At 47.4% G+C, this 23,433-nt stretch carries 21 protein-coding genes and 1 pseudogene; 15 read left to right on the forward strand and 7 right to left on the reverse strand.

Annotated features, from left to right (window positions below; translation table 11 throughout):
* Positions 1–5: 5 nt before the first annotated feature.
* The 6 genes from DW896_RS12250 (at position 6) to DW896_RS12270 (ending at position 5,904) form a co-directional block, all read left to right on the forward strand.
* Positions 6–2,036 carry a hypothetical protein gene (locus DW896_RS12250; RefSeq protein ID WP_119993295.1) on the forward strand — a complete coding sequence of 677 codons (2,031 nt, stop codon included), beginning with the start codon at positions 6–8 and terminating at the stop codon, positions 2,034–2,036.
* Between the two features lie 30 nt (positions 2,037–2,066).
* Positions 2,067–3,203, forward strand: a complete 1,137-nt coding sequence (locus DW896_RS12255; protein ID WP_117713645.1) for an aldose epimerase family protein — start codon at positions 2,067–2,069, stop codon at positions 3,201–3,203.
* A 69-nt stretch (positions 3,204–3,272) separates the two neighbouring features.
* Positions 3,273–3,854, forward strand: coding sequence for a Spi family protease inhibitor (locus DW896_RS21720; protein ID WP_229078197.1), 582 nt, complete (start codon positions 3,273–3,275; stop codon positions 3,852–3,854).
* A complete protein-coding gene (locus tag DW896_RS21725) occupies positions 3,836–4,702 on the forward strand; it encodes a C10 family peptidase (RefSeq protein WP_229078198.1) in 867 nt (288 codons plus the stop codon). Before DW896_RS21720 ends, DW896_RS21725 begins: the two co-directional genes overlap by 19 nt.
* Before the next feature lie 6 nt (positions 4,703–4,708).
* Positions 4,709–5,236: a hypothetical protein gene (locus DW896_RS12265; RefSeq protein ID WP_119993297.1), complete on the forward strand. Its 528-nt coding sequence runs from the start codon at positions 4,709–4,711 to the stop codon at positions 5,234–5,236.
* Between the two features lie 128 nt (positions 5,237–5,364).
* Entirely contained in the window at positions 5,365–5,904 is a 540-nt protein-coding gene (locus tag DW896_RS12270; RefSeq protein ID WP_009037451.1) for a hypothetical protein, read from the forward strand.
* 71 nt (positions 5,905–5,975) lie between these two features.
* Here the strand turns inward: DW896_RS12270 and ybeY are convergent, their stop codons facing one another.
* The 3 genes from ybeY to DW896_RS12285 all read right to left on the reverse strand — a co-directional run bounded on the left by ybeY (position 5,976) and on the right by DW896_RS12285 (position 8,718).
* Entirely contained in the window at positions 5,976–6,389 is a 414-nt protein-coding gene (gene ybeY / locus DW896_RS12275) for an rRNA maturation RNase YbeY (protein ID WP_005826129.1), read from the reverse strand.
* A 67-nt stretch (positions 6,390–6,456) separates the two neighbouring features.
* Positions 6,457–7,689, reverse strand: coding sequence for a nucleoside recognition domain-containing protein (locus DW896_RS12280; RefSeq protein WP_009037450.1), 1,233 nt, complete (start codon positions 7,687–7,689; stop codon positions 6,457–6,459).
* 24 nt (positions 7,690–7,713) lie between these two features.
* Positions 7,714–8,718 (reverse strand): M28 family metallopeptidase, encoded by a 1,005-nt coding sequence (locus tag DW896_RS12285; protein ID WP_009037449.1) that lies wholly within the window; start codon positions 8,716–8,718, stop codon positions 7,714–7,716.
* A 131-nt stretch (positions 8,719–8,849) separates the two neighbouring features.
* Between DW896_RS12285 and DW896_RS12290 the strand changes: the two genes are divergently transcribed.
* A complete protein-coding gene (locus tag DW896_RS12290) occupies positions 8,850–9,617 on the forward strand; it encodes a DNA alkylation repair protein (protein ID WP_009037448.1) in 768 nt (255 codons plus the stop codon).
* Positions 9,618–9,795: 178 nt separating this feature from the next.
* Here the strand turns inward: DW896_RS12290 and DW896_RS12295 are convergent, their stop codons facing one another.
* Complete coding sequence (locus DW896_RS12295) at positions 9,796–10,230, reverse strand: DUF6078 family protein (protein WP_005833904.1); 435 nt, start codon at positions 10,228–10,230, stop codon at positions 9,796–9,798.
* Positions 10,231–10,529: 299 nt separating this feature from the next.
* On the opposite strand from DW896_RS12295, the gene DW896_RS12300 reads away from it, so the two are divergent.
* The 7 genes and pseudogenes from DW896_RS12300 (at position 10,530) to DW896_RS12330 (ending at position 19,175) form a co-directional block, all read left to right on the forward strand.
* Entirely contained in the window at positions 10,530–11,609 is a 1,080-nt protein-coding gene (locus tag DW896_RS12300) for an ATP/GTP-binding protein (RefSeq protein WP_009037447.1), read from the forward strand.
* A 3-nt stretch (positions 11,610–11,612) separates the two neighbouring features.
* Positions 11,613–12,260 carry a DUF3226 domain-containing protein gene (locus DW896_RS12305; RefSeq protein WP_005833902.1) on the forward strand — a complete coding sequence of 216 codons (648 nt, stop codon included), beginning with the start codon at positions 11,613–11,615 and terminating at the stop codon, positions 12,258–12,260.
* Position 12,261: 1 nt separating this feature from the next.
* The gene (gene ruvB / locus DW896_RS12310) at positions 12,262–13,299 is read left to right on the forward strand and encodes a Holliday junction branch migration DNA helicase RuvB (protein ID WP_034525480.1); all 1,038 of its coding nucleotides are present in this window, start codon (positions 12,262–12,264) and stop codon (positions 13,297–13,299) included.
* Between the two features lie 42 nt (positions 13,300–13,341).
* Positions 13,342–14,784, forward strand: coding sequence for a lipopolysaccharide biosynthesis protein (locus tag DW896_RS12315; RefSeq protein ID WP_009037445.1), 1,443 nt, complete (start codon positions 13,342–13,344; stop codon positions 14,782–14,784).
* A 180-nt stretch (positions 14,785–14,964) separates the two neighbouring features.
* Positions 14,965–15,597 (forward strand): annotated as a pseudogene (dinD, locus tag DW896_RS12320) (DNA damage-inducible protein D); the annotation flags it as partial.
* A 52-nt stretch (positions 15,598–15,649) separates the two neighbouring features.
* Complete coding sequence (locus tag DW896_RS12325) at positions 15,650–17,020, forward strand: TIGR00341 family protein (RefSeq protein WP_005826112.1); 1,371 nt, start codon at positions 15,650–15,652, stop codon at positions 17,018–17,020.
* A gap of 16 nt (positions 17,021–17,036) precedes the next feature.
* A complete protein-coding gene (locus DW896_RS12330) occupies positions 17,037–19,175 on the forward strand; it encodes a S46 family peptidase (RefSeq protein WP_119993299.1) in 2,139 nt (712 codons plus the stop codon).
* 38 nt (positions 19,176–19,213) lie between these two features.
* Here DW896_RS12330 and ahpF read toward each other — a convergent pair whose 3' ends face one another.
* From ahpF to DW896_RS12345, 3 genes are all read right to left on the reverse strand, one after another.
* Complete coding sequence (gene ahpF / locus DW896_RS12335) at positions 19,214–20,773, reverse strand: alkyl hydroperoxide reductase subunit F (protein ID WP_009037443.1); 1,560 nt, start codon at positions 20,771–20,773, stop codon at positions 19,214–19,216.
* 213 nt (positions 20,774–20,986) lie between these two features.
* On the reverse strand, positions 20,987–21,553 hold the full coding sequence (gene ahpC, locus DW896_RS12340) for an alkyl hydroperoxide reductase subunit C (protein ID WP_005826106.1): 567 nt from the start codon (positions 21,551–21,553) through the stop codon (positions 20,987–20,989).
* A 195-nt stretch (positions 21,554–21,748) separates the two neighbouring features.
* Positions 21,749–22,675, reverse strand: a complete 927-nt coding sequence (locus tag DW896_RS12345) for a hydrogen peroxide-inducible genes activator (protein ID WP_005826104.1) — start codon at positions 22,673–22,675, stop codon at positions 21,749–21,751.
* Between the two features lie 140 nt (positions 22,676–22,815).
* Between DW896_RS12345 and DW896_RS12350 the strand changes: the two genes are divergently transcribed.
* Complete coding sequence (locus DW896_RS12350; RefSeq protein WP_005826103.1) at positions 22,816–23,304, forward strand: Dps family protein; 489 nt, start codon at positions 22,816–22,818, stop codon at positions 23,302–23,304.
* Positions 23,305–23,433 lie beyond the last annotated feature (129 nt).

The raw sequence follows: 23,433 nt of genomic DNA on the forward strand, positions 1-23,433 counted from the left end.
TAACTATGAGACTAAAAAGATTGTTTTTGGGGGTAATGCTTTTGGCAGGCATTACGGGTGCAGGAGCGGCAAATGTTGCTCCGGAAGACATCTCTGCCTCTATTTCCTTAAAAGTGCCGGGGAATGATGCCAAGCAATATCCGCTGGCCTTGCAGAAGATGCAGGATGGTATGTACAGCTGCCGGGCTTCGGAAACGTTGCCGTTGGACATTATCCGCCAGGTGGTGGACAAGGATGGCAAACAGCGCATTACCGTCACACTCAAGGCGCTGGAAAATGTGTATTTCAACTACGGGGAACAGATAAAGACCGGTTACAAGCATTCGGACTGCCAGTTCTACATGCCGGGCTTCTGGTATCGCCGCAACCTGCGTTCGCCGAAGGAAGCTCCTTCTTTCCACACATCGGACAGTTGGCTGGTGCGTGAGGACCGTTTGAGCACTCCGCTGACGGCAGCTTTCAATCCGGCAAGCGGTACGTCCATGTCGGTTATCCGTATTGACAAGTTCGACAAGGAAGCTTTGACCACTCATAAGGAGGGAGAGGTAATCTTGTCCGGCGAGACTTCCATCGGATATACCGGTTTCTGCAATGTGGATGGTGTGACTGTCTTGGCATACGGTTTCCCCTATAAGGAAGCACCGAAGACATATATCCGCAAATTGACGCTGGCTCCTGCCGTTGAGGCTTTCCAGTTGCTGCGTAAGGGCGATAGCATCTCCATGACTTGGGAGGTGTCCGAAAGGAATGCTGCCGATTTCTCGGAATGCGTACAGCGCACCTGGGAGTATTGTTATGACACTAACCGCCCGAAACCGGTTGACACACCTTACACGGTAGACCGCATGAAGGAGGTGATGAGCAACTTCTTTGTGGAAAGCTATGTCAGCAATACCCCCACTCATTATTACTCCGGTGTAGAGTTGGAGACTGCTACTTGTGCCAATACCGATGTTGCCGAAGTGGGCTTTGTGGGACGTACGTTGCTGAACGCTTTCAATGCTTTGGAGTATGGCAAACAGCAGAACCGCCAAGACCTGGTGGACAATGCCAACCATATCTTTGACACTTATCTCCAGAACGGTTTTTCGCCTGCCGGTTTCTTCAACGAAGTGGTACACTACAACCGCGGCTTCAAGGAAACCAGACATAGCATCCGCCGTCAGTCCGAGGGAGTGTATGCCATCTTGAACTATTTGAACTACGAGAAACAGCAGAAGCGTAAACACCCCGAATGGGAGAAACGCATCAAGGGCATGCTGGACAGCTTCCTCAAGTTGCAGAACGAGGACGGCAGCTTCCCGCGCAAGTTCAAGGATGATTTCTCTGTCGTGGATGCCAGCGGTGGTAGCACGCCTTCGGCAACATTGCCTTTGGTGATGGCGTCCAAGTATTTCAAGGACAAACGTTATCTGGCAAGCGCCAAGCGTACGGTAGACTATCTGGAGAAGGAACTGATATCCAAAGCCGATTATTTCTCTTCTACGCTGGATGCCAACTGCGAGGACAAGGAAGCCTCCTTGTATGCTGCTACGGCTGCTTATTATCTGGCTTTGGTTACCAAAGGAGAAGAGCGTGCACACTATGCCGGTCTGGCAAAGAAAGCCGCTTATTTTGCTTTGTCGTGGTATTATACTTGGGATGTTCCTTTTGCCGAAGGTCAGATGCTGGGAGATATCGGCTTGAAAACCCGTGGTTGGGGAAATGTGTCGGTAGAGAATAACCATATCGATGTATTTATCTTCGAATTTGCCGATGTGCTGCATTGGCTCTCCAAGGAGTACAACGAGCCGCGCTTCTCTGACTTTGCCGAGGTGATTTCCACTTCCATGCGCCAGTTACTGCCATATGAAGGACACATGTGTGGCATTGCCAAAGTAGGCTATTACCCGGAAGTGGTGCAGCATACCAATTGGGATTACGGACGTAACGGAAAGGGATATTACAACAATATCTTCGCTCCGGGCTGGACGGTTGCTTCTTTGTGGGAGTTGTTCACTCCGGGACGTGCGGAGCAGTTCTTGTTGAAAAAATGATAGTCTAAACAGTAACCAATATTTGTATTTATGAATAAGATGATGACTTTGTTGGCAAGCGTGATGCTATTGGCATCGGCTTGCACGGGCAAGCAGGCGAGCGAAAAGACTGCTTCTGGACTGGAACCTGCGAACTTCCGTACGGAAGTGGATGGCAAGCAGACAGACTTGTTTGTTTTGAAGAATAAGAATGGTATGGAAGTTTGTATTACGAATTTCGGTGGACGTATTGTATCAGTGATGGTGCCGGACAAGGATGGCGTTATGCGTGATGTGGTGCTGGGCTTCGATTCCATTCAGGACTACATCAAGTTCCCTTCGGATTTCGGCGCTACCATCGGACGTTATGCCAACCGTATCAATCAGGGTAAGATTACAGTGGATGGGGTAGAGTATCAGCTGCCGCGCAACAATTACGGTCATTGCCTGCATGGAGGTCCCAAGGGATACCAATATCAAGTGTTCGATGCCCGCCAGTTGAGTAATCAGGTTTTGGAACTGACTTATCTGTCGAAAGACGGAGAGGAGGGCTTCCCGGGTAACCTGACCTGCAAGGTCACTTTCTCGCTGACAGATGACGATGCCATCGACATTCGTTACAGTGCCGAAACAGACCGTACCACTGTTGTCAATATGACGAACCATTCTTACTTTAACCTGGACGGTGACCCCTCCAAGTCCAATTCGGATTATCTGCTCACTATCGATGCAGATGCTTATACCCCCGTGGACAGTACCTTCATGACTACCGGTGAGATTGTTTCCGTAGAAGGTACGGATATGGATTTCCGCACTCCTACTGCTGTTGGCGCCCGTATCGACAATGACTTTGAGCAGTTGAAGAACGGCAAGGGCTATGACCACAACTGGGTACTCAATACGAAGGGCGATGTCACCCGCCCGTGTGCCACCCTCGAATCTCCCTCAACGGGTATTGTACTTGATGTCTATACCAACGAACCGGGCATTCAGATTTATGCCGGTAACTTCCTGGATGGCACACTGACCGGAAAGAAAGGTATCGTGTACGGTCATCGTGCGTCCGTCTGTTTGGAGACGCAGAAATATCCCGATACGCCCAACAAGCCGGAATGGCCTTCGGCGTTGCTGAAGCCGGGAGAAAAGTATGACAGTCATTGCATCTATCGCTTTTCGGTGAAGAAATAAATATAAGGCAGGCGTAGCCTGCCTTATATTTATAATAATCTCTTTTGTTAACTTTAAAAATTAATGCGTATGAAAAAGTATTTATTGTATGCTTGGATTGTATCAGCATTTTGTTCATGCAGTGAGAATAGCATGGAACCCCTTCCTATAGAAGTGGATGCTGATTGTGTAGACATTGTAAATGATGAAAGCTTTGTGCCGGTTAGTCAAGCCACAGAGGTGGCCGGCTTGTTTTTAGCTGCTAATGGTAAAGATGCGGTGACAACAAGAAATGGCTCTATTGAGCCAGATGCCTTTTCTGGTAAAACAGTAAAAGATATTAAGACGGTTTACGGTGAAGACAATACGCCTTCTATGTATATAATAAATTATGAAGGCGGTGGTTTTGTTATAGTAGGTGCTACCAAGAATTACTATCCGATTCTGGCATATTCAGATACTAACTCTATCAATATAGAAAAAGCTAAGCAGAGTGGCTTTTCTATTTGGATGGATGAAACAAATTGGGCTATTAAGGAAAGCGATATGCAAAATGCCGAGACTTTGGCAAATATGCGCTCTATGTGGGAGGCTTACGAAATACTGCCTGCCACAACACGTGATGCTACTTCTGATCTTATAGTGATGGGACAATGTTTCGTGAAAGGTTAGGCGAATTGTATACTTTGTGTCCGGGATATTCGTTTGGTCCTTTAAGTTCTGCAAGATCTTTTCTCTCACAATCAGATTATGAAAGTCTTGTAGAAAAGGCTAATTTTTATGGTTCTCCTCTTGAGTTTACAATAGTAGGATATAATAGTAATAACAGAAAAGTTGGGCCTTTGATGAATACAAAATGGGGGCAGGAGGGAGGATATAGTGCATTATGTCCGAATGAATATCCTGCTGGCTGTGTTGCCATTGCTATGGCTCAGATTGAGAAGTATCATGAATGGCCTCAATCCTTTGACTGGAGCGGTATGGCTAATGATAGACCGACTTCTGCATCTCAATCTCTAATAGCGATGATTGGTAAAGCCGTGAATATGGAATATGGTAAAGACGAATCTGGAGCTTCCTTAGGTGATGCCAAAAGAGGTTTTGAGGCAATGGGGTATGCAGTATCTAAAAAGGATCATGACATGTGGGATGTAGAAAGTGAAATCTATTTTAGAGGACGTCCTGTATATATGACAGGTGACAGGAAAAATTTTATCGGAATAACTTGGAAAGGGCATGCATGGGTTTGTGATGGTGCGGAAGAATATGGAAGTTCCTATAGCTATTTTGTGGAGTATCTTGTAAACCGTTCTACAAATCCAAGTTATTCAAGTTGTGGATTCCCTAATTATATGAATCCCACTACTACTTCTTTTGGTTCTGGTCGCATATATTTTCATATGAACTGGGGGTGGTATGGCACTGGTAATGGCTGGTTTAGTGGAAATAATGTGAATCCTACAGATGATAGGAACTATCAATACGACAGAGAAAATCTGTATGTTTCACCCTTAAAATGACGCATTATGAGAAGAGTATATATCTATTCATTGTTATTGTTTGCGATATGCTTTGCCGGTTGTGAACATAAATTGGACTCTTACCCGCCTCATCTCTATAGATACTATTTAGCATTCATAGATAAATCGGGTAATGATTTGCTTGCAGATGTACCATTTGAAATAAACAGCGAGAGGGATTCTGTTTTATTACGCGGAACTTATACTTTTGAGTTTATCAAATCAACGGAAGATGATTATTTTGATACCAAATCATTAATATTAGGAAAGGTAAGTGGCTATCAATCGCTACGCATTGATGTCTGCATGGAAGACTGGTGTGGGCATAAGAAGCCGGAAGTCCTTACTCATAAACTTGCCTGTAAGCATATATTCGGTGATGAGAAAGTACATACGATTGTTTCTTATTGGAAGTTTGATACTGATTATCGGGAGGCAGAACTTATCCGTCTTACAATAGATGATGTGGAGAGTCCGATTCTTGAAGGTTTTGACAAATTTTATCCTCAAGCTCTTGTTAGCTTAGATAAATAGAGAGTATCTTATGTTTTTTATATGGACGATATAATGGTTGGTATACAGCTTATGATGTTAGTCCTATAGAAGATAGATTTATCAATATGATAGAGTAAGTTTGTATGTTTCACTTCAGAAAATATATTATGAGAAATTTTAGATTTTTGTTATTGACTGCTTTATTCCCTTTGATTTTCATGGGTTGTAAAAGTGAGGAAGATTCTTATCCTCCTATTCATTATGGATACAATTTAGCATTTGTCGATGAAAATGGCAATGATTTGATTGAGGGAATGCAAACCGGTCTTGGAAGAAATGGTAAGCCTGCTTTGAGAGAGAAAGATTACTCCTATAAATTGGTAGAACCCGATTCTAAAGATGACTTTACCGGACCGGACTGTATCTATGTGGAAAGCAGGGACGGACTTTTTACTTTGGCAATCTTTGATGCATTATGGGATGGATATAAATATGACAAGAAGCCTGAAGTGTTGACACGTACCTTTGTTTGCCCCTATATCTTTGGTGACGAAGAGGAACATTCCATTATTTCCCATTGGAAGTATAATGATGGTTATGGCAGTGTTGAACTTATTAGAATAACTATAGATGGTGTGGATGCCCGCATCGAATCAGGAACAGACAAATATCAACAACCGTTAGTTATCGCTGTGTTGGCAAAGTAACTTGTTTTTCTTAAATACTCTGTCTTGGTAAAATCAGCACTTTATCAAGACAGAGTTTTTATTCTTTGGAATTACCGCATCGCCAGCGCCTTATTCTCCGCCTCCTCCATAATCTCCCGTTCTCCCGGCCCTTTGTCATTGATGCCGCAAAGGTGGAGGATGCCGTGGATGATGACCCGGTACAGTTCACGTTCGTAGTTGTTATCGGCGAACTGTTCCGCATTGGTGCGTACGGTATCGAGGCTGATGAAGAGGTCACCGCTAAGGCGGTTGCCTTCACAGTAGTCGAAAGTGATGATATCTGTGTAATAATCGTGTTGCAGATATTGGCGGTTCACTTCGAGTATCTTCTCGTCCGAGCAGAAGATGTAGGCGATTTCACCGACTCTTTTTCCGTAAGTGGCGGCTACGGATTTTATCCATTCCGTGGTTTCACGCTTCTTGATGGATGGCATTTCCACGCCGTCTGTCTGATAACTAATCATTTTATTTACGATTTAATGATTTACGATGTACGATTGAAATTACGTTCTTGCGATTAAGCTAGTTCTTTTAAAAGAAGAATAAGTAACTGATGATGATGGCTGCAATGATGCCGGAAAAATCGGCAATCAGCCCACACGTCACGGCATTCCTCGTTTTGGTGATACCTACGCTGCCGAAATACACAGCAAGGATATAGAACGTAGTATCCGAAGCACCGCGTGCCACGCAGCTCATACGGCTGACGAATGAATCGGGACCATATTGCTTCATGGTGTCAATCATCAGTCCGTTGGCACCGCTGCCGCTCAGTGACTTCATCAGGGCAGTGGGTAGGGCACCTACAAAGCTGGTATCTACACCGAATAGTCCTACTACATAACCGATACCGTTCACCAGTATATCCATGGCGCCGGAAGTACGGAAAACGGCGATTCCAACGAGGAAGGCAACCAGATAGGGAATGATGCGTACAGCGGTGGTGAAGCCTTCTTTGGCCCCTTCGATGAAGGCATCGTATACATTGATTTTCTTCCATAGCCCCCAGAGGATGAACAGCAGGATGATGGAGAACAGCAGTATGTTGGCAATTAAAGTGGAATATACACCCATTTCATCACGGCTAATCTGTGTGAACAGATAAATGAGCGCGGCAAAGAAAAGACTGATGCAGCCAATCAGGATAAGTATGGGCTTGTTCAGCAGGTTGATGCGTTGTGCAATGCTGACGGCAATGACACCGACAATGGTCGAGATGGCGGTCGTTATCAGTGTGGGGATAAAGATGTCCGTGGGTTGGGCGGCACCCATCTGCGAGCGATACATCATGATGCTGACGGGGATAAGTATCAGTCCCGAGGTGTTGAGGACAAGGAACATTACCATCGGATTGGTGGCAGTATCCTTTTTAGGGTTCAGTTCTTGGAGTTCCTTCATGGCTTTCAGTCCCATCGGAGTAGCGGCATTGTCCAGCCCCAGCATGTTGGCAGAGAGATTCATGAAAATGGAGCCCATGGCAGGATGTCCTTTCGGTATTTCGGGAAAAAGGCGGCAGAATACCGGACTCAGCCAACGGGAGAGGGCGTTGATCATGCCGCTGTTTTCGCCTATCTTCATCACGCCGAGCCAGAGGGCGAGTATTCCCGTCAGTCCCAGGGATATTTCAAAAGCTGTTTTGGAAGAGGAGAAGGTGGAGTTGACGAGTTCTGTGAATATCTCCACATCACCCATAAAAATGAGTTTGCAGAGGGCTACGATGAATGCGATGACGAAAAATGCTACCCAGATGTAATTTAAAACCATGTATCGTTACTTTGTTCTAATGGATTAATATTTGTTTTCGTTGGCAAGATTCCAGGCGTTGAGGAAAGCTGCTTTGGTTATTTCTATCATTTTTTCCCAGTTCAGCCGGTCGGGGTGGTCCGAAGGCTGGTGGTAATCGGGATGTCCGTCTGTGTGGTACCAGATGATGGGGATGTTGCACAGGGCAAAAGAAGCATTGTCACTTCCTCCCGTGGGGCGGTCCCAGGCGCGGTAGTCCGGTTGCAGGCGCAAGCTGTAGCGTGCAATGTCCTGCTTCAGCCAGTCGCCGAATACGGGGTGGGCGGCGGTGTAGAAGTAGACAACGTGTTGAGGCTGCTCGGGCTTATTGTTACGGCCTATCATGTCGAAATTGAGATAACCTTTCACCTGGCTGATGAAAGGACAGCTTTGTACAAAGTATTTTGAGCCGAGCAATCCCTTTTCTTCCCCATCCCAAAAGGCAAAGATGACCGTGCGCAGAGGCTTCTGTCCAGTGGCAAGAAATGCACGGGCTATCTGCAGGACGGCAGAGACACCGGAGGCATTGTCGTCTGCACCGTTGTATATCCGGTCGTTTGCCAGCGTCTCGTCCACACCCAGATGGTCGAAGTGGGCACCTACGATGACATATTCATCCGATCGTTCTCCCGGGATGGTTCCCAATACATTACTCATCTGCAGGATGCGGTGGACGCCTTGTTTAAGGATGGCGATGGAGTCGGGATGCACTTGCCACCGTCCCCGTTGTTGGCGTTCCTTGTTGTAAGCCTCGAAGGGCTGGTAATAATTGTCCTTTTCCAGCGGGGCAATGCCGGCTTCTTTCAGGCAGGATGCCAGATAGCGGGCAGCCAGTCGTGAACCGTGCATGCCTGCTTCGCGTCCTTGCAGCTCATCATCGGCCAGAAAGCCGACAATAGCCTTGGCTGAAGTGCGGCTGATGCTTTGCAACCCCTTTTCTTGTGGAGATTGTGCATGTAAGGATAGTGCGAAAGAAAGGCAGCAGATTGCTCCCAAAACAGCTTTATACATGTCGTACGGTTTTAAGGATTGGACATACCGGTTGCAAAATTAAAGATAACTTTCCATAGTTTCTATATAAATGTTGTATTTTTGTCCATTGGTGGATGAATTCAAATCCGTGTAAATCAAATGAGAGAAGGATGAAAAAGAAGAATGAAGCAGTGGAAACCGTCTTGTGCGAACGTGTGCTTTCGGCAGAAGAAGTGGCGTGCATCTCGGTACAGATTCAGCAGGAATTGGAGGCGTATATCGACCCGGTGAAAAGGGAGTATCTTCCCCGTTTCTTCAAGACCGGAAAGGGGCAGTATGGCGAGGGGGATAAGTTTCTGGGAGTGGTGGTACCCAACACCCGGCAGGTGGCAAAGCAGCACAAGCACGAACCTTTTGGGGTAATGGCAGCCTTGCTTCAGAGTGAATGGCACGAGTGTCGCCTTTGTGCCTTGCTGATGTTGGTGGAGCGATTCAAAAAGAGCGATGAAAAGGGGAAAAAGGAGATTTATGACTTTTACCTTTCGCAAACGGGCCGTATCAATAATTGGGATTTGGTCGATTTGTCTGCCCCCGGCATTGTGGGCGAATATTTGAAAGACAAACTTCGTAAAGACCTCTACCGGCTGGCGGATAGTCCGCTGCTTTGGGACCAGCGCATTGCTGTGGTATCTACCTATACTCTTATCAAAAATGGTGATTTCATCGATATATTAGCCCTTTCGGAACGGCTGCTCCATCATAAGCATGACTTGATGCAAAAGGCGGTAGGATGGATGCTCCGGGAGATGGGTAAGCGGGACAAGGACTTGCTGGTACAATTCTTGGAGAAGTATTGCAGGACGATGCCGCGAACGATGTTGCGCTATGCCATAGAGAAGTTTCCGGAGGAGGAGCGCAAGGAGTTTATGAAGCGCTGATGGGGAATGAAAATCGTTAAACTGTATTTTGCTCTTCTTGCCAACAAGTTGACAAGTTTTTGCCACCTTATTGGCAAGACTTTGCCACCGCGTTGGCAAACTTTTGCCATAGGCATGGCAAAGTTTTGCCAAAGGTGAGGCAAAGAGTTGGCAAAATTAGTCTCTGATGGTCAGTGCGTTACCAAAGGTAGCCTTCTGCGTAACTATCAAATTCTGTAGCCATGCCGGCATCCAGATGTCTGAAGACGTTCAGTACGGATTGTTGCTCTTCGGGGAGCAGCAGGCGTTCGCCTTTGCGGGCGCGGTAGTAGGTACGTTGGCCGAAGCCGGCTATCAGGTTGGCGATGGCGATTCCCCGCTTGTTGTAGGGTAGGCTGTTCAGCATGTTCATGAAGCCTTTGGCGTAGCGCGCCTTCTGACTGGAGCGGTAGAAGGGGCATTCCCCTTTGACGGTGGCAAGGCGTTTGGGGCTGATGATTTTCCAGTAATCCTTTTCGGTAGGCATGCTCTGCATGGCGAGCTGGCGGAGGCAGGTGGCAGCCTTGGGGCATTGACCGTTGAGGCATAAGGGGTAGTCGAAGGGGACTTGGGTAAAGGATATTTCTTCTTTCATAAGTAGCGTGTTCTATGCATTGTGCTTTCAGCAGGGGTAGATTTGGTTTGCTGTCAGTAAATGGCTGGTTATTTTACACAAATGTAGGAAGAAAGTGTGAACCTGCAAATATATTTCAAGTATATATCTTGCTACTTCTATCGTTTTTTTCTGTAATTTGCCTCCGGGCAGCATAATATTCCGTTGTATGGAGCGTGCCAGGCATGCCATACGCCTTTTACTTATGTGAAAAAAGAAAGGGGATGAGTGCTATCTCAAAATAAATTCGTTATTTTGCAGTAGACAAAAAGCTTTGGAGTATGAAGTCATTGTATATCAAGAACTATAAGAACCTAAGAGAGCTGTCTATTGATTCGCTTGCTCGGGTCAATTTGATAGTAGGGTGCAACAATGTAGGTAAATCTACGTTGCTGGAAGCTGTTTCCATTTATTTGGCAAACGGGAATGACGAATGGCTGAAAACGATTTTGGATTTCAGAGGGGAAATGGTGAATGTAGATTTCGCTAAAGGGGATGTGGATTTCAGCCAAGTATTGTCGGAGCATTACAGCTCCTTGTTTTCCGGGCGTAAGATGGATTTCAGGAATGCCACGGCTATTTCCATTGGCGAACAGAGTGACCTACTGAATATCAAACTTGTACATATAGCCGAGGAACAGAGGGGAGGGACAATTGTACGTTGGGTCTATAATGATGACGATGCTGATTCGGGCGAACACTTATTTCGTTACATAGGTGATGGTTTGAGTGTGGTTTCAGGCTCGAATGCCCCTATGCTAATACCTTTCTTTCGACGTGGCTTTCCGGGCAATGTAAAGGACAGAGTTCCGTTTGAGTACGTATTGGCGCAAGACTTTCATCTTAGAAAAAATGTATTGCTTTTCGACCGTATCTCTCTATCCGATAGAGAAGGTTATGTTTTGGATGCCCTGCGCATCATCGAACCAAGTATTGACCGGCTGAACTTCTTGAATGAGAATGAATATTCCAATAGGCGTGTCCCTTTTGTCACTTTGAAAGATACGGGCGAGCGTGTCCGTTTGAGTTCGATGGGTGACGGCATTAACCGGATTCTTACTGTAATTCTTGCGTTGGTCAATTGCAAAGGTGGCGTCTTCTTGCTGGATGAGTTTGAAACGGGGCTTCACTATACGGTACAGACCCAATTGTGGAGAGTTATCTTCATGCTTTCCGAAAAACTGAATGTCCAGGTATTTGCCACTTCGCATAGTCACGATTGTATCAATAGTTTTATAGCTGTGAACCGGGGAGGTCAGATAATTCGCTTAGACAACCGGGGAGGAGAGATCGTTGCTGTGAACTATAGCGATGACAAGGAGATGGAATTTATAGCACAAAATGGTGTTGAAATACGATAGGATATGAGTAAATTAAGCAAGAGCTTGCCCTATCATTTGTTCGTTGAAGGGAAAAATGACCTTCATGTAGTTTCGTCTTTATGCGGACTACATCATGTGAATCAGAATTTCAATATCAAAGTTTGTGAGAGTGTAGAGAACGCAATCGGGCTGTTCAGGCTGACACTTACTAATCCATCGGCATATCCTCGTATCGGTGTTGTGCTGGATGCTGATACTGATGTGGAAAAACGCTGGAGGCAATTGGTTGATATTTTGAAATCCAGTAATAAATATGACTGTGATGGCTTAGATTTGCCTTCTGACGGACTGGTCTTGTATCCGTTGAATGACTATGACGCTGTAGTAGGTATTTGGATTATGCCCAATAATCGTTTTGAGGGGATGTTGGAGGATTTTGCATTGAACATGATTCCGGCAGAAGACCTTTTGATTCGGAAAGTTGAAGTAGTGCTGTCAGAGTTGGAAGCAGAAGGGATACAACGCTACAAGCAAGTGCATCGCTCCAAGGCAAAAATACATACGTTCTTGGCATGGCAGGATGAACCGGGAAAGCCTATCGGACAAGCTATTACTGCTCGTATATTGAATCCGGATGCAGAAGAAGCAAAAGCTTTTATAGGATGGCTGAATAAGTTATATGATAGATAGTATGGAACAAGAAGATTTTGATATACGCAACCAGCAGCCCGTCACCAGCCGAGAACGTGATTTCGAGAACGCTCTCCGTCCGTTGAATTTTGAGGATTTCAGCGGGCAGGACAAGGTGGTGGACAATCTACGCATATTTGTGAAAGCTGCCCGCCTGCGTGGCGAGGCGCTGGACCATGTGTTGCTTCACGGCCCTCCCGGATTGGGAAAAACAACACTCAGCAATATCATAGCCAACGAACTGGGGGTAGGCTTCAAGATAACTTCCGGTCCGGTACTCGACAAGCCGGGGGATTTGGCGGGAGTGCTTACCAGCCTGGAGCCCAATGATGTACTTTTCATCGACGAAATACACCGGTTGAGCCCCGTAGTGGAGGAATATCTGTACTCAGCCATGGAGGACTACCGCATAGACATCATGATAGACAAAGGCCCTTCTGCCCGAAGCATACAGATTGATTTGAATCCTTTCACGCTGGTGGGAGCTACCACGCGTAGCGGTCTGTTGACAGCTCCGTTGCGTGCCCGTTTCGGTATCAACCTGCATCTGGAATATTACGATGATGATGTGTTGAGCGGCATTATCCGTCGTTCGTCCGGCATCCTCGATGTGCCTTGCTCCGTAAGGGCTGCCGCCGAGATTGCGAGCCGCAGCCGTGGCACACCGCGTATTGCCAATGCATTGCTGCGGCGTGTACGCGATTTTGCCCAAGTGAAAGGTTCGGGGAGTATCGATACGGAAATTGCACAGTTTGCCCTCGAAGCCCTGAATATCGACAAATACGGTCTGGATGAGATAGATAATAAGATACTCTGCACCATCATTGACAAGTTCAAAGGCGGCCCGGTGGGACTGACCACCATTGCCACCGCTTTGGGCGAAGATGCCGGCACGATAGAGGAAGTCTATGAACCGTTCTTGATAAAAGAGGGTTTCCTGAAACGTACCCCCCGTGGGCGTGAAGTGACGGAGCTTGCCTACAAGCATTTGGGGCGGAGTCTCTATAGTAGCCAGCGTACCTTGTTTGGCGACGAGTGATTCATTAATCACTAACCATTAATCATTAATCATTAAAAAGAAGTGGCCGGATTAAAATCATTGGCAAAAGAAACTGCCATTTATGGGCTGAGCAGTATTGTGGGGCGTTTCCTCAATTACCTGCTGGTGCCCGTATATACCATGGCGATGTCCGCACAGAGTGGCGGCTATGGCGTAGTGACGAATGTATATGCGTGGGTGGCCCTCATGCTGGTATTATTGACGTGCGGCATGGAAACCGGTTTCTTCCGCTTTGCCAATAAAGGGGAGGATGACCCGATGCGTGTGTACTCCACGACATTACTCAGTGTGAGTATGGGGGCGCTTACTTTCCTTGCATTGGGGCTGCTGTTTCTCGACCCTATTGCCGGATGGATGGAGTACAGTGAGCATCCCTGGTACGTGGGCATGATGATGATTGTGGTGGCGATGGATGCTATTCAAAGCATTCCTTTCGCTTATTTGCGCTACAAGAAGCGTCCCATTAAGTTTGCGGCACTCAAACTGCTGTTTATCTTCCTGAATATAGCACTGAATCTGGTCTATTATGTAGGGATGAAAGGGGATGACGTGGGCTATGCCTTCCTTTTCAATCTGATATGCACCTCTACCATTATGCTTTGCATGATTCCGGAGTTACGCGGGTTTGCTTATGTGCTGGATAAAAAACTGTTGAAGCGGATGCTTGCTTACAGTCTGCCGTTACTGGTACTTGGCTTGGCGGGTATCTTGAATCAGGTGGCCGATAAGATTATTTTTCCTTTTGTCTATCCGGATGAGGCGGAAGCTACCGTGCAGTTGGGCATTTATGGAGCTGCCAGCAAAATTGCTATGGTGATGGCGATGCTTACACAAGCTTTCCGCTATGCATACGAGCCTTTTGTCTTCGGAAAGAGCCGGGACAAAGACAATAAGCAGGTATATGCGCAGGCCATGAAGTTTTTCATCATCTTTACACTGCTGGCATTCCTGGCTGTCATGTTCTATCTGGATATTTTGCGCTATATCATCGGCCCTGATTACTGGCCGGGATTGCGGGTAGTGCCTATCGTGATGGCTGCCGAAATCTTTATGGGTATCTATTTCAATCTTTCCTTCTGGTACAAGCTGATTGACGAAACGCGTTGGGGAGCTTATTTCTCCTTGATAGGTTGCACGGTGCTGGTAGTGATGAACATACTTCTGATTCCCCGATACAGTTATATGGCTTGTGCCTGGGCAGGATTCTGTGGCTATGGCATCGCCATGCTTCTGTCCTATTTCGTAGGGCAGAAGAAGTATCCCATTCAGTATGACCTGAGGGCTATCGGTAGTTATGTGCTGCTTGCGGCAGTACTCTATCTGGCTGCCGAATATGTCCCGATAGAAAATATTTACCTGCGTATGGCGTACCGTACCGTTTTGTTGCTGCTCTTTGTGGCCTATATCGTGAAGTGCGACTTGCCGTTGAGGCAGATTCCGTTCATTGGTAGGCTGGTGAAGTGAGGTTAGAGAAGTTAGATTGATAAACATTGCGTATTTAACAGTTTTGTCAAGAAAAGCATTACTTTTGTACTGTTATTAAAACTGAAGTGACACAATGGACAGAAAAATCAATCGCATAAAGATTGTTTTGAAATCAAGGATTGTGCAGAAGAGCAAACAATAAATTCAGAATCAAGTATGATTAAATCAGAAGCAATTCAGAATTTCCTCGCAAGATTCGAATCCATTGCGTGTGAATACGAAGGCGTGGAGTGCTGGAGTGCTCGCGAATTATATCCCATTCTGGGCTATGCCAAATGGCAAACGTTTGAGAATGTTTTAGGAAAAGCTAAGGAGGCTTGCCAAAACGCTGGTGTAGAGACGAGTAATCATTTTACCGGCATCAGTAAAACGATACTTATGCCTAAAGGTGCATCAAAGGACATTGAAGACTTTATGCTCACTCGCTATGCCTGCTACCTCGTGGCACAAAATGGTGACCCTCGTAAGTCGGAGATTGCTTTTGCCCAAAATTACTTTGCTGTACAAACACGTGTGGCAGAGGTAATAGAGCAACGACTTCTTGACTACGACCGTGTCCAGGCTCGCCATAAGTTGGCAGAGACAGAGAAACGCCTCTTTGGTGTTCTTTACGAGCGTGGTGTGGATGACAAGGGGTTCGGAATCATACGTAGTAAGGGCGACCAAGCTCTTTTTCGCATGAACACTGCTATGCTTAAACGTAAACTTGGGGCACCGGAAAAACGTGCTTTGGCAGATTTCTTGCCAACTCTTGGCATTAAGGCAAAGGACTTTGCTGCCGAGATGACCAGCAGTGTTTTACGAGGCGTTTCATTGAGAGAAAATTGAAAACTGATAATTGATAATGGAAGAAAAGACGACCGACAACAGAAATACCTTCGCTATCAAGACTTTTCTGAAAGACTATCTTGATTTGCGTAAAGACAAGGACAATGAACTGGAAACTGTAGATTCCATCCGTAAGGGAGTGGAATTCAAAGGAGCCAATCTTTGGATTCTGATATTCGCCATATTCATGGCCTCGTTGGGATTGAATGTAAACTCCACAGCCGTGATTATCGGTGCCATGCTCATCTCGCCGCTGATGGGGCCTATCATGGGCGTGGGGCTTTCTGTGGGGTTGAATGATTTTGAATTGATGAAGCGGTCTTTGAAGAGCTTCTTGATAACTACCTTGTTCAGTGTGACCACTGCTACCATTTTCTTTCTGGTGAGTCCCGTTGCCGAAGGGCAGTCGGAATTGCTGGCACGTACGTCACCCACCATTTATGACGTATTCATCGCCTTGATGGGTGGCTTGGCAGGTGTGACGGCGCTCTCTACCAAAGAGAAAGGAAATGTGATTCCGGGTGTTGCCATTGCCACGGCTTTGATGCCGCCTCTCTGTACGGCAGGCTACGGGCTGGCAACGGGTAACTTGATTTATTTCCTCGGTGCATTCTATCTTTATTTCATCAATTCCGTGTTTATCAGTCTTGCCACTTTCCTGGGCGTGCGCGTGATGCACTTCCAGCGCAAGGAGTTTGTGGATAAGAACCGGGAGAAGAAAGTACGTAAATATATCGTCCTGATTGCTATCTTGACCATGTGTCCCGCTGTCTATCTGACGGTAGGTATCGTCCAGGATACCTTCTTTGAGAGTGCTGCCAACCGTTTTGTCAACGAGCAGCTCTCCTTTGAGAATACGCAGGTGCTGGACAAGAAAATCCATCACGAGGGCAAGGGCCACGAAATACGTGTCGTGCTGATTGGGCAGGAGGTGCCCGAAGCTTCCATCGCCATTGCCCGCAGTAAGATGAAAGACTATAAGCTGGACAATACCAAGCTGATAGTCCTCCAAGGCATGAACAATGAAGCGGTGGATATTTCTTCCATCCGTGCCATGGTGATGGAAGACTTCTACAAGAACAGTGAGCAGCGTCTGGTGGAACAGAAACAGAAGATTGCCACACTGGAGCAGAATTTGGAAAGATACAAAACCTTCGATGAATTGGGCAAGAAGATTATCCCGGAACTGAAAGTGCTCTACCCGTCGGTAAAGACTGTATCAATATCTCATGCGATTGAACTGGCGGTAGATTCTGTACGGGTGGATACTGTGACCCTTGCCGTCTTGAAATTCGGCAAGCATCCGGGTGCGCACGAGAAGGAAAAGATTGCGGAGTGGCTCAAGGCGCGTACGGGTGCCAAGCAATTGAGGCTGATTACTGAATAATACAAGAATTGACGGAATGAAAATAAGATTTATACTGATAGCTGTCTGCTTCCTTTTTTCTCTGCCGGGACAAGCGGATGAAGGGATGTGGATGCTGGGAAATCTGAACAAGCAGACACGCCAGACCATGAAAGAGTTGGGCTTGCAGATGTCTGTCAACAAGCTATACAATACGAAACGCCCGTCTCTGAAGGATGCGGTAGTCAGCTTCGGAGGCTTTTGTTCCGGAGTGGTGGTGTCCGGGGACGGGCTGGTGTTTACCAATCATCACTGCGGCTTCAGCAGCATACAGCAACACTCGTCTGTGGAGCACGACTATCTGAAAGACGGCTTTGTGGCACGTAATCTTAGTGAAGAACTGCCTAATCCGGAACTTTACGTCCGCTTCCTCTTGCACCAGCAAGACGTGACCCGTCGGGTACTTGGAGCAGTAAAACCGGATATGAACGAATCTGAGCGTACAAGTGTAGTAGATTCGGTGATGCTGGTCATTGGCGAAGAGGTTTCTCGTAAAGACTCCACGCTGATAGGCATTGTGGATGCTTACTATGGAGGCAATGAATTCTGGCTTTCCGTTTATCGCGACTACAATGATGTGCGTCTGGTATTTGCACCGCCTTCTTCAGTGGGCAAGTTCGGCTGGGACACTGACAACTGGGTATGGCCGCGCCATACGGGTGACTTCGCCGTATTCCGTATCTATGCCGGCAAAGACAACCGTCCTGCCGACTATTCTCCCGACAATGTTCCCTACCATCCCGAATACGTGGCTCCGATATCTCTGGACGGTTATCGTGAGGGTTCCTTCTGTATGACGATGGGCTATCCGGGCAGTACGGAACGCTATCTTTCCTCTTTTGGCATCGAAGAGATGATGACCACCACCAACCAGGCTCAGATAGATGTCCGTGGTGTGAAGCAGACCATCTGGAAGCGTGAAATGGATAGCCGTGACAGCATCCGCATCAAGTACGCTTCCAAATACGACGAAAGTTCCAATTATTGGAAGAACAGCATAGGAGTGAACCGCACCATCAAGAAACTGCATGTGCTGGATAAGAAGCGTGCCATGGAGACCGAACTCCGTCGCTGGATACAGCAGACACCGGAGGAGCGGGAACATCTGCTGCATCTTTTTTCCGACCTGGAGCTGAACTACAAGAGCCGCCGTGATGCTTATCGTGCCAGAGCTTACTTTGCCGAATCTTTCCTGAACGGTCCGGAACTGGTGCAGCTTGCTTTGTCCATCCTCAACTTCGACTTTGAGGGGGAAGAGAAAACGGTGGTTGCCAATCTGAAAGCTATCGTTGAGAAATATGCCAATCTGGACTTGGGCATTGACAAGGAAGTGTTTACAGCACTGTTGAAAGAATACCGCTCCCAAGTGGATTCCACCTATCTGCCCGAGCTCTACCAGACGATTGCGACAGAATACGGAGGTAACGAGCGTACCTATGTGGATAGTCTTTATGCCCGCTCGGAGCTGACCACCCCCCGTGGATTGAAGCGTTTTCTGGAGCAGGACACCACCTATCAGATATATAATGACCCTGCCATCAACTTGGGCATCGACCTCATCACGAAGCTATTCGAGATGAATATGCAGGTACAGCAGGCTTCCGGTGAAATCGAGCGGAATGAACGTTTGTTCAACTCTGCCGTGCGACGTATGTACGCATCTCGTAACTTCTATCCCGACGCCAACTCCACCATGCGTTTGAGTTTTGGCACTGTCTGCGGTTATGCCCCCTTCGACGGAGCGGAATATGATTATTATACCACCGCGAAAGGTATTCTGGAGAAAGTCAGAGCCCATGCAGGTGATGTGGATTTTGAAGTGCAGCCTGAGTTGCTATCCCTTCTTTCCTCCGGTGATTTCGGTAGATATGCCGATGAGAAGGGAGAAATGAATGTCTGCTTTATCTCCAATAATGACATTACGGGAGGCAATTCCGGCAGTGCCATGTTCAATGCCAAAGGAGAACTTCTGGGGCTTGCCTTCGATGGGAACTGGGAAGCCATGAGCAGCGACATCCTTTATGAGCCGAAGATGCAGCGTACCATCGGGGTGGATGTACGCTACATACTGTTTATGATTGAGAAGTATGGGAAGGCAGGAAATCTGATTCAGGAACTGAAGCTTGCCAATCCTTAACGTGTGCCCCCTGCCTATACTTTTATGGGTGATATTTTCTAAATCACTCCACGGATACGGTCATCGAATGCCGAGAGTGCTGCCTTTGCCCCTTCGCCCATGGCAATGACTATCTGCTTGTAGGGAACATTCGATACATCCCCTGCCGCATATACCCCCGGAAGTGTGGTACGGCAGAAAGCGTCAATCTTAATCTCCCCGGTCGGAGTCGTTTCCAGCTTGTTGCGGAAAGGAGCGCTGTTGGCTGCCAAACCGATTTGCACGAAGATGCCGTCTAACGGGAAGTCGCGTTCCTCGCCGGTAAGGCGGTCCTTGATGCGGATAGAAGTTACTTTTTCCCCGTTTCCATCGACTTTTACGGTCTGTGACGAGGTGAAGATTTCCACATTCGGCAGGCTCCGGGCTTTCTCTTGCAGCACTTGGTCGGCTTTCAGTGTATCGGCAAATTCGAATACCGTTACCTTCCGGCAGATGCCTGCCAGGTCGATGGCAGCTTCAATCCCCGAGTTACCTCCACCGATAACCGCCACATGCTTGCCTTGATAGAACGGACCGTCGCAATGCGGACAGAATGCCACGCCGCGTCCTATATATTCCGCTTCGCCCTCCACATTCAGTTTGCGCCAGCTTGCCCCTGTGGCAATGATTACCGCCGGTGCATGGAACATCTCGCTGCCTACGGTGGAGACACTTTTCTCCGTTCCCTGCAACTCTACTTTCTCTATCTTACGCTCCTCGAAAATCTCTATCGGATAGTGCTCTATATGTGTGCGGAGTGCGTTGGCAAGTTCTGCACCAGTAGTCTGCGGCACGGAGATAAGGTTTTCTATGCCTACCGTCTCTTTTACCTGTCCGCCTATGCGCTCGGCAACAATCGCCACCCGTAGGCCCTTGCGTGCAGAGTAGATGGCTGCGGAAGCTCCGGCTGGTCCGCCGCCCAATACCAGCACGTCGAAATCTCTCTCTATCGGCGCTTCGTCCTCTTGCGGAGCACTGCCGAAGGCTTCTTCCAGCTTCTGCAAAAGCTCTCCTAAAGAACCGCGACCTACGTGAAGCAGCTTGCCATTAGCGTAGACTGACGGCACGGCTTGTATCTTCAGCGCATCTACTTCCTCTTGATTAAGCGCCCCGTCCACCATCTCGTGGGTGACGTGCGGATTCAGCAATGCGATGATGTTCAGTGCCTGCACCACATCCGGACAGTTGGTGCAAGTAAGCGATACATACGTTTGCAGGCTGATGTCGCCTTGCAACGCCCGGATGCGGCGACGAATTGCTTCGTCCGGCAGATTTTTCCCCTTTCCATCGGCATTCAGCACGGCAAGCAGGAGGGAAGTGAACTCGTGTCCGCCGGGGATGCCGCGGAACTTGATGCCGGTTTCCACATCGTCTTTCAGCAATGTGAACTCCAACACGGGGTTCTCTATCTCACTCATCCGGCAGGAGAGCTTGTCGGAACAGCTTGCCACATCCTTCAAGAATCCGATAAGCTCTTGTGCCTGCTCGTGACCCGGATGATAGGTGATGTGAAAGACGTAGCGGGCTTCCAAATGCTGGAATACGCTCCGCACCTGGTCTAATATAGTTGTTTCTAACATGATTAATAGGGTGTTTGGGGTGAGAAAATAGTCTTTTAATATGTTTGATATAGAGTAGTTGCAGAACTTGTGAGGAAGTACTCCAATACTCCTTCGAAAGTACTGCGGTACTCCTTTGAAAGTACTACAGTACTTCTGTACAAGTACTGCGGACGTCTTAAAGGAAAGCGGACGTCTTTCTATGGTGAAAGCGCCCGCTCCTCCTATTACTTATCAAATCTTTCCTACAAGGTCGATGCTCGGCTTCAAAGTTTCCGCTCCTTTCTTCCACTTGGCAGGGCAGACTTCTCCATCGTGTGTGGCAACAAACTGTGCAGCTTCTACCTTGCGCAGCAGCTCGTCGGCATTGCGTCCGATGTTGTTGTCCTGTATCTCGGCAATCTTGATTTTACCCTCGGGATTTACGAGGAATGTGCCGCGATATGCCATGCCTTCCTCTTCAATCATCACGCCGAATGCGCGGCTCAGCACGCCTGTGGGGTCGGCAAGCATGGGGTACTTAATCTTGCGGATGCTTTCGGAAGCATCGTGCCATGCCTTGTGCACAAAGTGCGAGTCTGTGCTTACAGAATATACTTCTACGCCCATTGCTTGGAATTGGTCATATTTCTCTGCGATGTCTACAAGCTCGGTAGGGCATACGAAGGTAAAGTCTGCCGGATAGAAGAAGAAAATGGCCCATTTACCTTTTACGTCTTCGTGGGATACTGTTTTGAAACTTCCGTTTTGGAAAGCCTGAACCTTGAATTCAGGGAGTTGTGAGTTGATGATCGGTTCCATAATTTTTCTCTTTTAATAGGTTTAGTTTTTTGTTTTACCAATGCGAAGATTGTGCAGACAGAATGTAGAAGCCAGTTTGCTTGATGATGCTGAGGTGCAACCGACCTTCGCTTTTTCTGTTTGCAAAAATATAGCATTTTTCCCCGATAGAACAAAAAATCCGATTGAAAGATTTTATGGAGCGATAGATGAAATCTATACGACTGCTTGGGTTGCTTTCAGTGAGAGCATTTCCTTGGGTACGGAAAGTTTTATCTCCTTAACCAGCACTTCGAGCAGCGTGTGGCGGATAAAGTTCTTATTGGTCAGCAGCACGACCTGGCGGGTGGGGCAGGGGATGGCGAAGGAACGTACCAGCTCTTTCTGGGCATCGCCCAGTTGCAGAACGGCCAGTTCGGGGATGAAGGTCACGCCTTTGCCGCTTTCTACCATGCGCATAAAGGTCTCCATGCTGCCCAAGTGATAGGCAAGCTGGCTGGCACGTGCCGACTTCATCTGGCAGAAACGCACCAGCTGATCGCGGAAGCAATGGCCCTCGTCGAGCAGCCAAAGCTGTTCGCCGTTCAGGTCGGAAGTACGGATTACCTCGTTGTTGAAGAGGGCGTCTTCGCGCGACACGTAGGCAAAGAACTGTTCATAGAACAACGGCGTCTGCTGCAACTCTTCCATACCTGCCAGACTCGCTACGATACCTGCATCTATTTCTCCCGTCTGCAGGGCTTTCTTGATGTCGTTTGTTTTCATTTCGACTACCCGGATGTCGAGGTCGGGGTATTTCTTCATCAGCTGCGGAAAGAAACGGGGCAGGAGGTAAGGAGCTACGGTGGGAAGTATGCCCAGCTTGAAGGTGCCGGTCAGTGAGTGTTTTTCTTCTTCTATAATATTCTTTATACGGTTGGCTTGAACCAATATATTCTGTGCTTGTTCTATGATGTGGATACCGACGGGAGTGGGGCATACCGGCTGCTGGCTGCGGTCAAAAATCCGGGTGTCCAGTTCCTCTTCCAGTTTCTGAATCATGGCACTGAGGGTGGGCTGTGTCACGCGGCAATATTCGGCTGCTTTGGCAAAGTGGCGGAACTGGTTGACGGCAAGGATGTATTCCAATTGTTGTAAAGTCATGATGAACAAGGCATTTGAAGGTTATGTATAGAGTTCGTCTATGCAAAGATAGAAATTATCTGTTTGACAAGCCTTGATTTACCCCTTATCTTTGCAATACCCAAAAGAAAAATAGTATAAATATTTAAAACAATAGAATTATGAAAACTTTAGATTACTTGCATTTGAATGAAAAGAAAGTGGCTGGCGTAGCATCAGCATTGCACCAATTATTGGCCGACTTCCAGGTACATTACACCAATCTGCGCGGTATGCACTGGAACATCAAGGGACACGGCTTCTTTGTGCTGCACGAGAAGTTCGAGAGTATGTATGACGATACCGCCGAGAAGATTGACGAGATTGCAGAGCGCATCTTGATGCTGGGTGGCGTGCCCGAGAATAAGTTCAGTGAATACCTGAAGGTTGCCAACGTGAAGGAAGTGTCCGACATCTCTTGCGGCAGTGAGGCTGTGGACCATATCCTCGAGACTTACGGCTACCTGATTGGTGAAGAGAGAAAGGTAATTGAACTGGCAAATGAAGCTGGCGATGACGTGACGGCAGATTTGATGACCGGCTACCTGAAAGAGCAGGAGAAAATGGTTTGGATGCTCGTTGCATTCAGTACGAAAAGCTGCACGAAATAAAGGATAAAGAGTCGTGAAAAAGGATAGGGTGATAAAACGGTAGCGGATGCTGCCGGTTTTATCACCCTATTATCTTTCTATAGGGCAGTATCCATAATTTTGTGTAAATAGAAACGGGATTCAGTTATA

It is taken from the genome of Bacteroides sp. AM41-16, assembly GCF_003603495.1.
Taxonomy (GTDB): domain Bacteria; phylum Bacteroidota; class Bacteroidia; order Bacteroidales; family Bacteroidaceae; genus Bacteroides; species Bacteroides uniformis.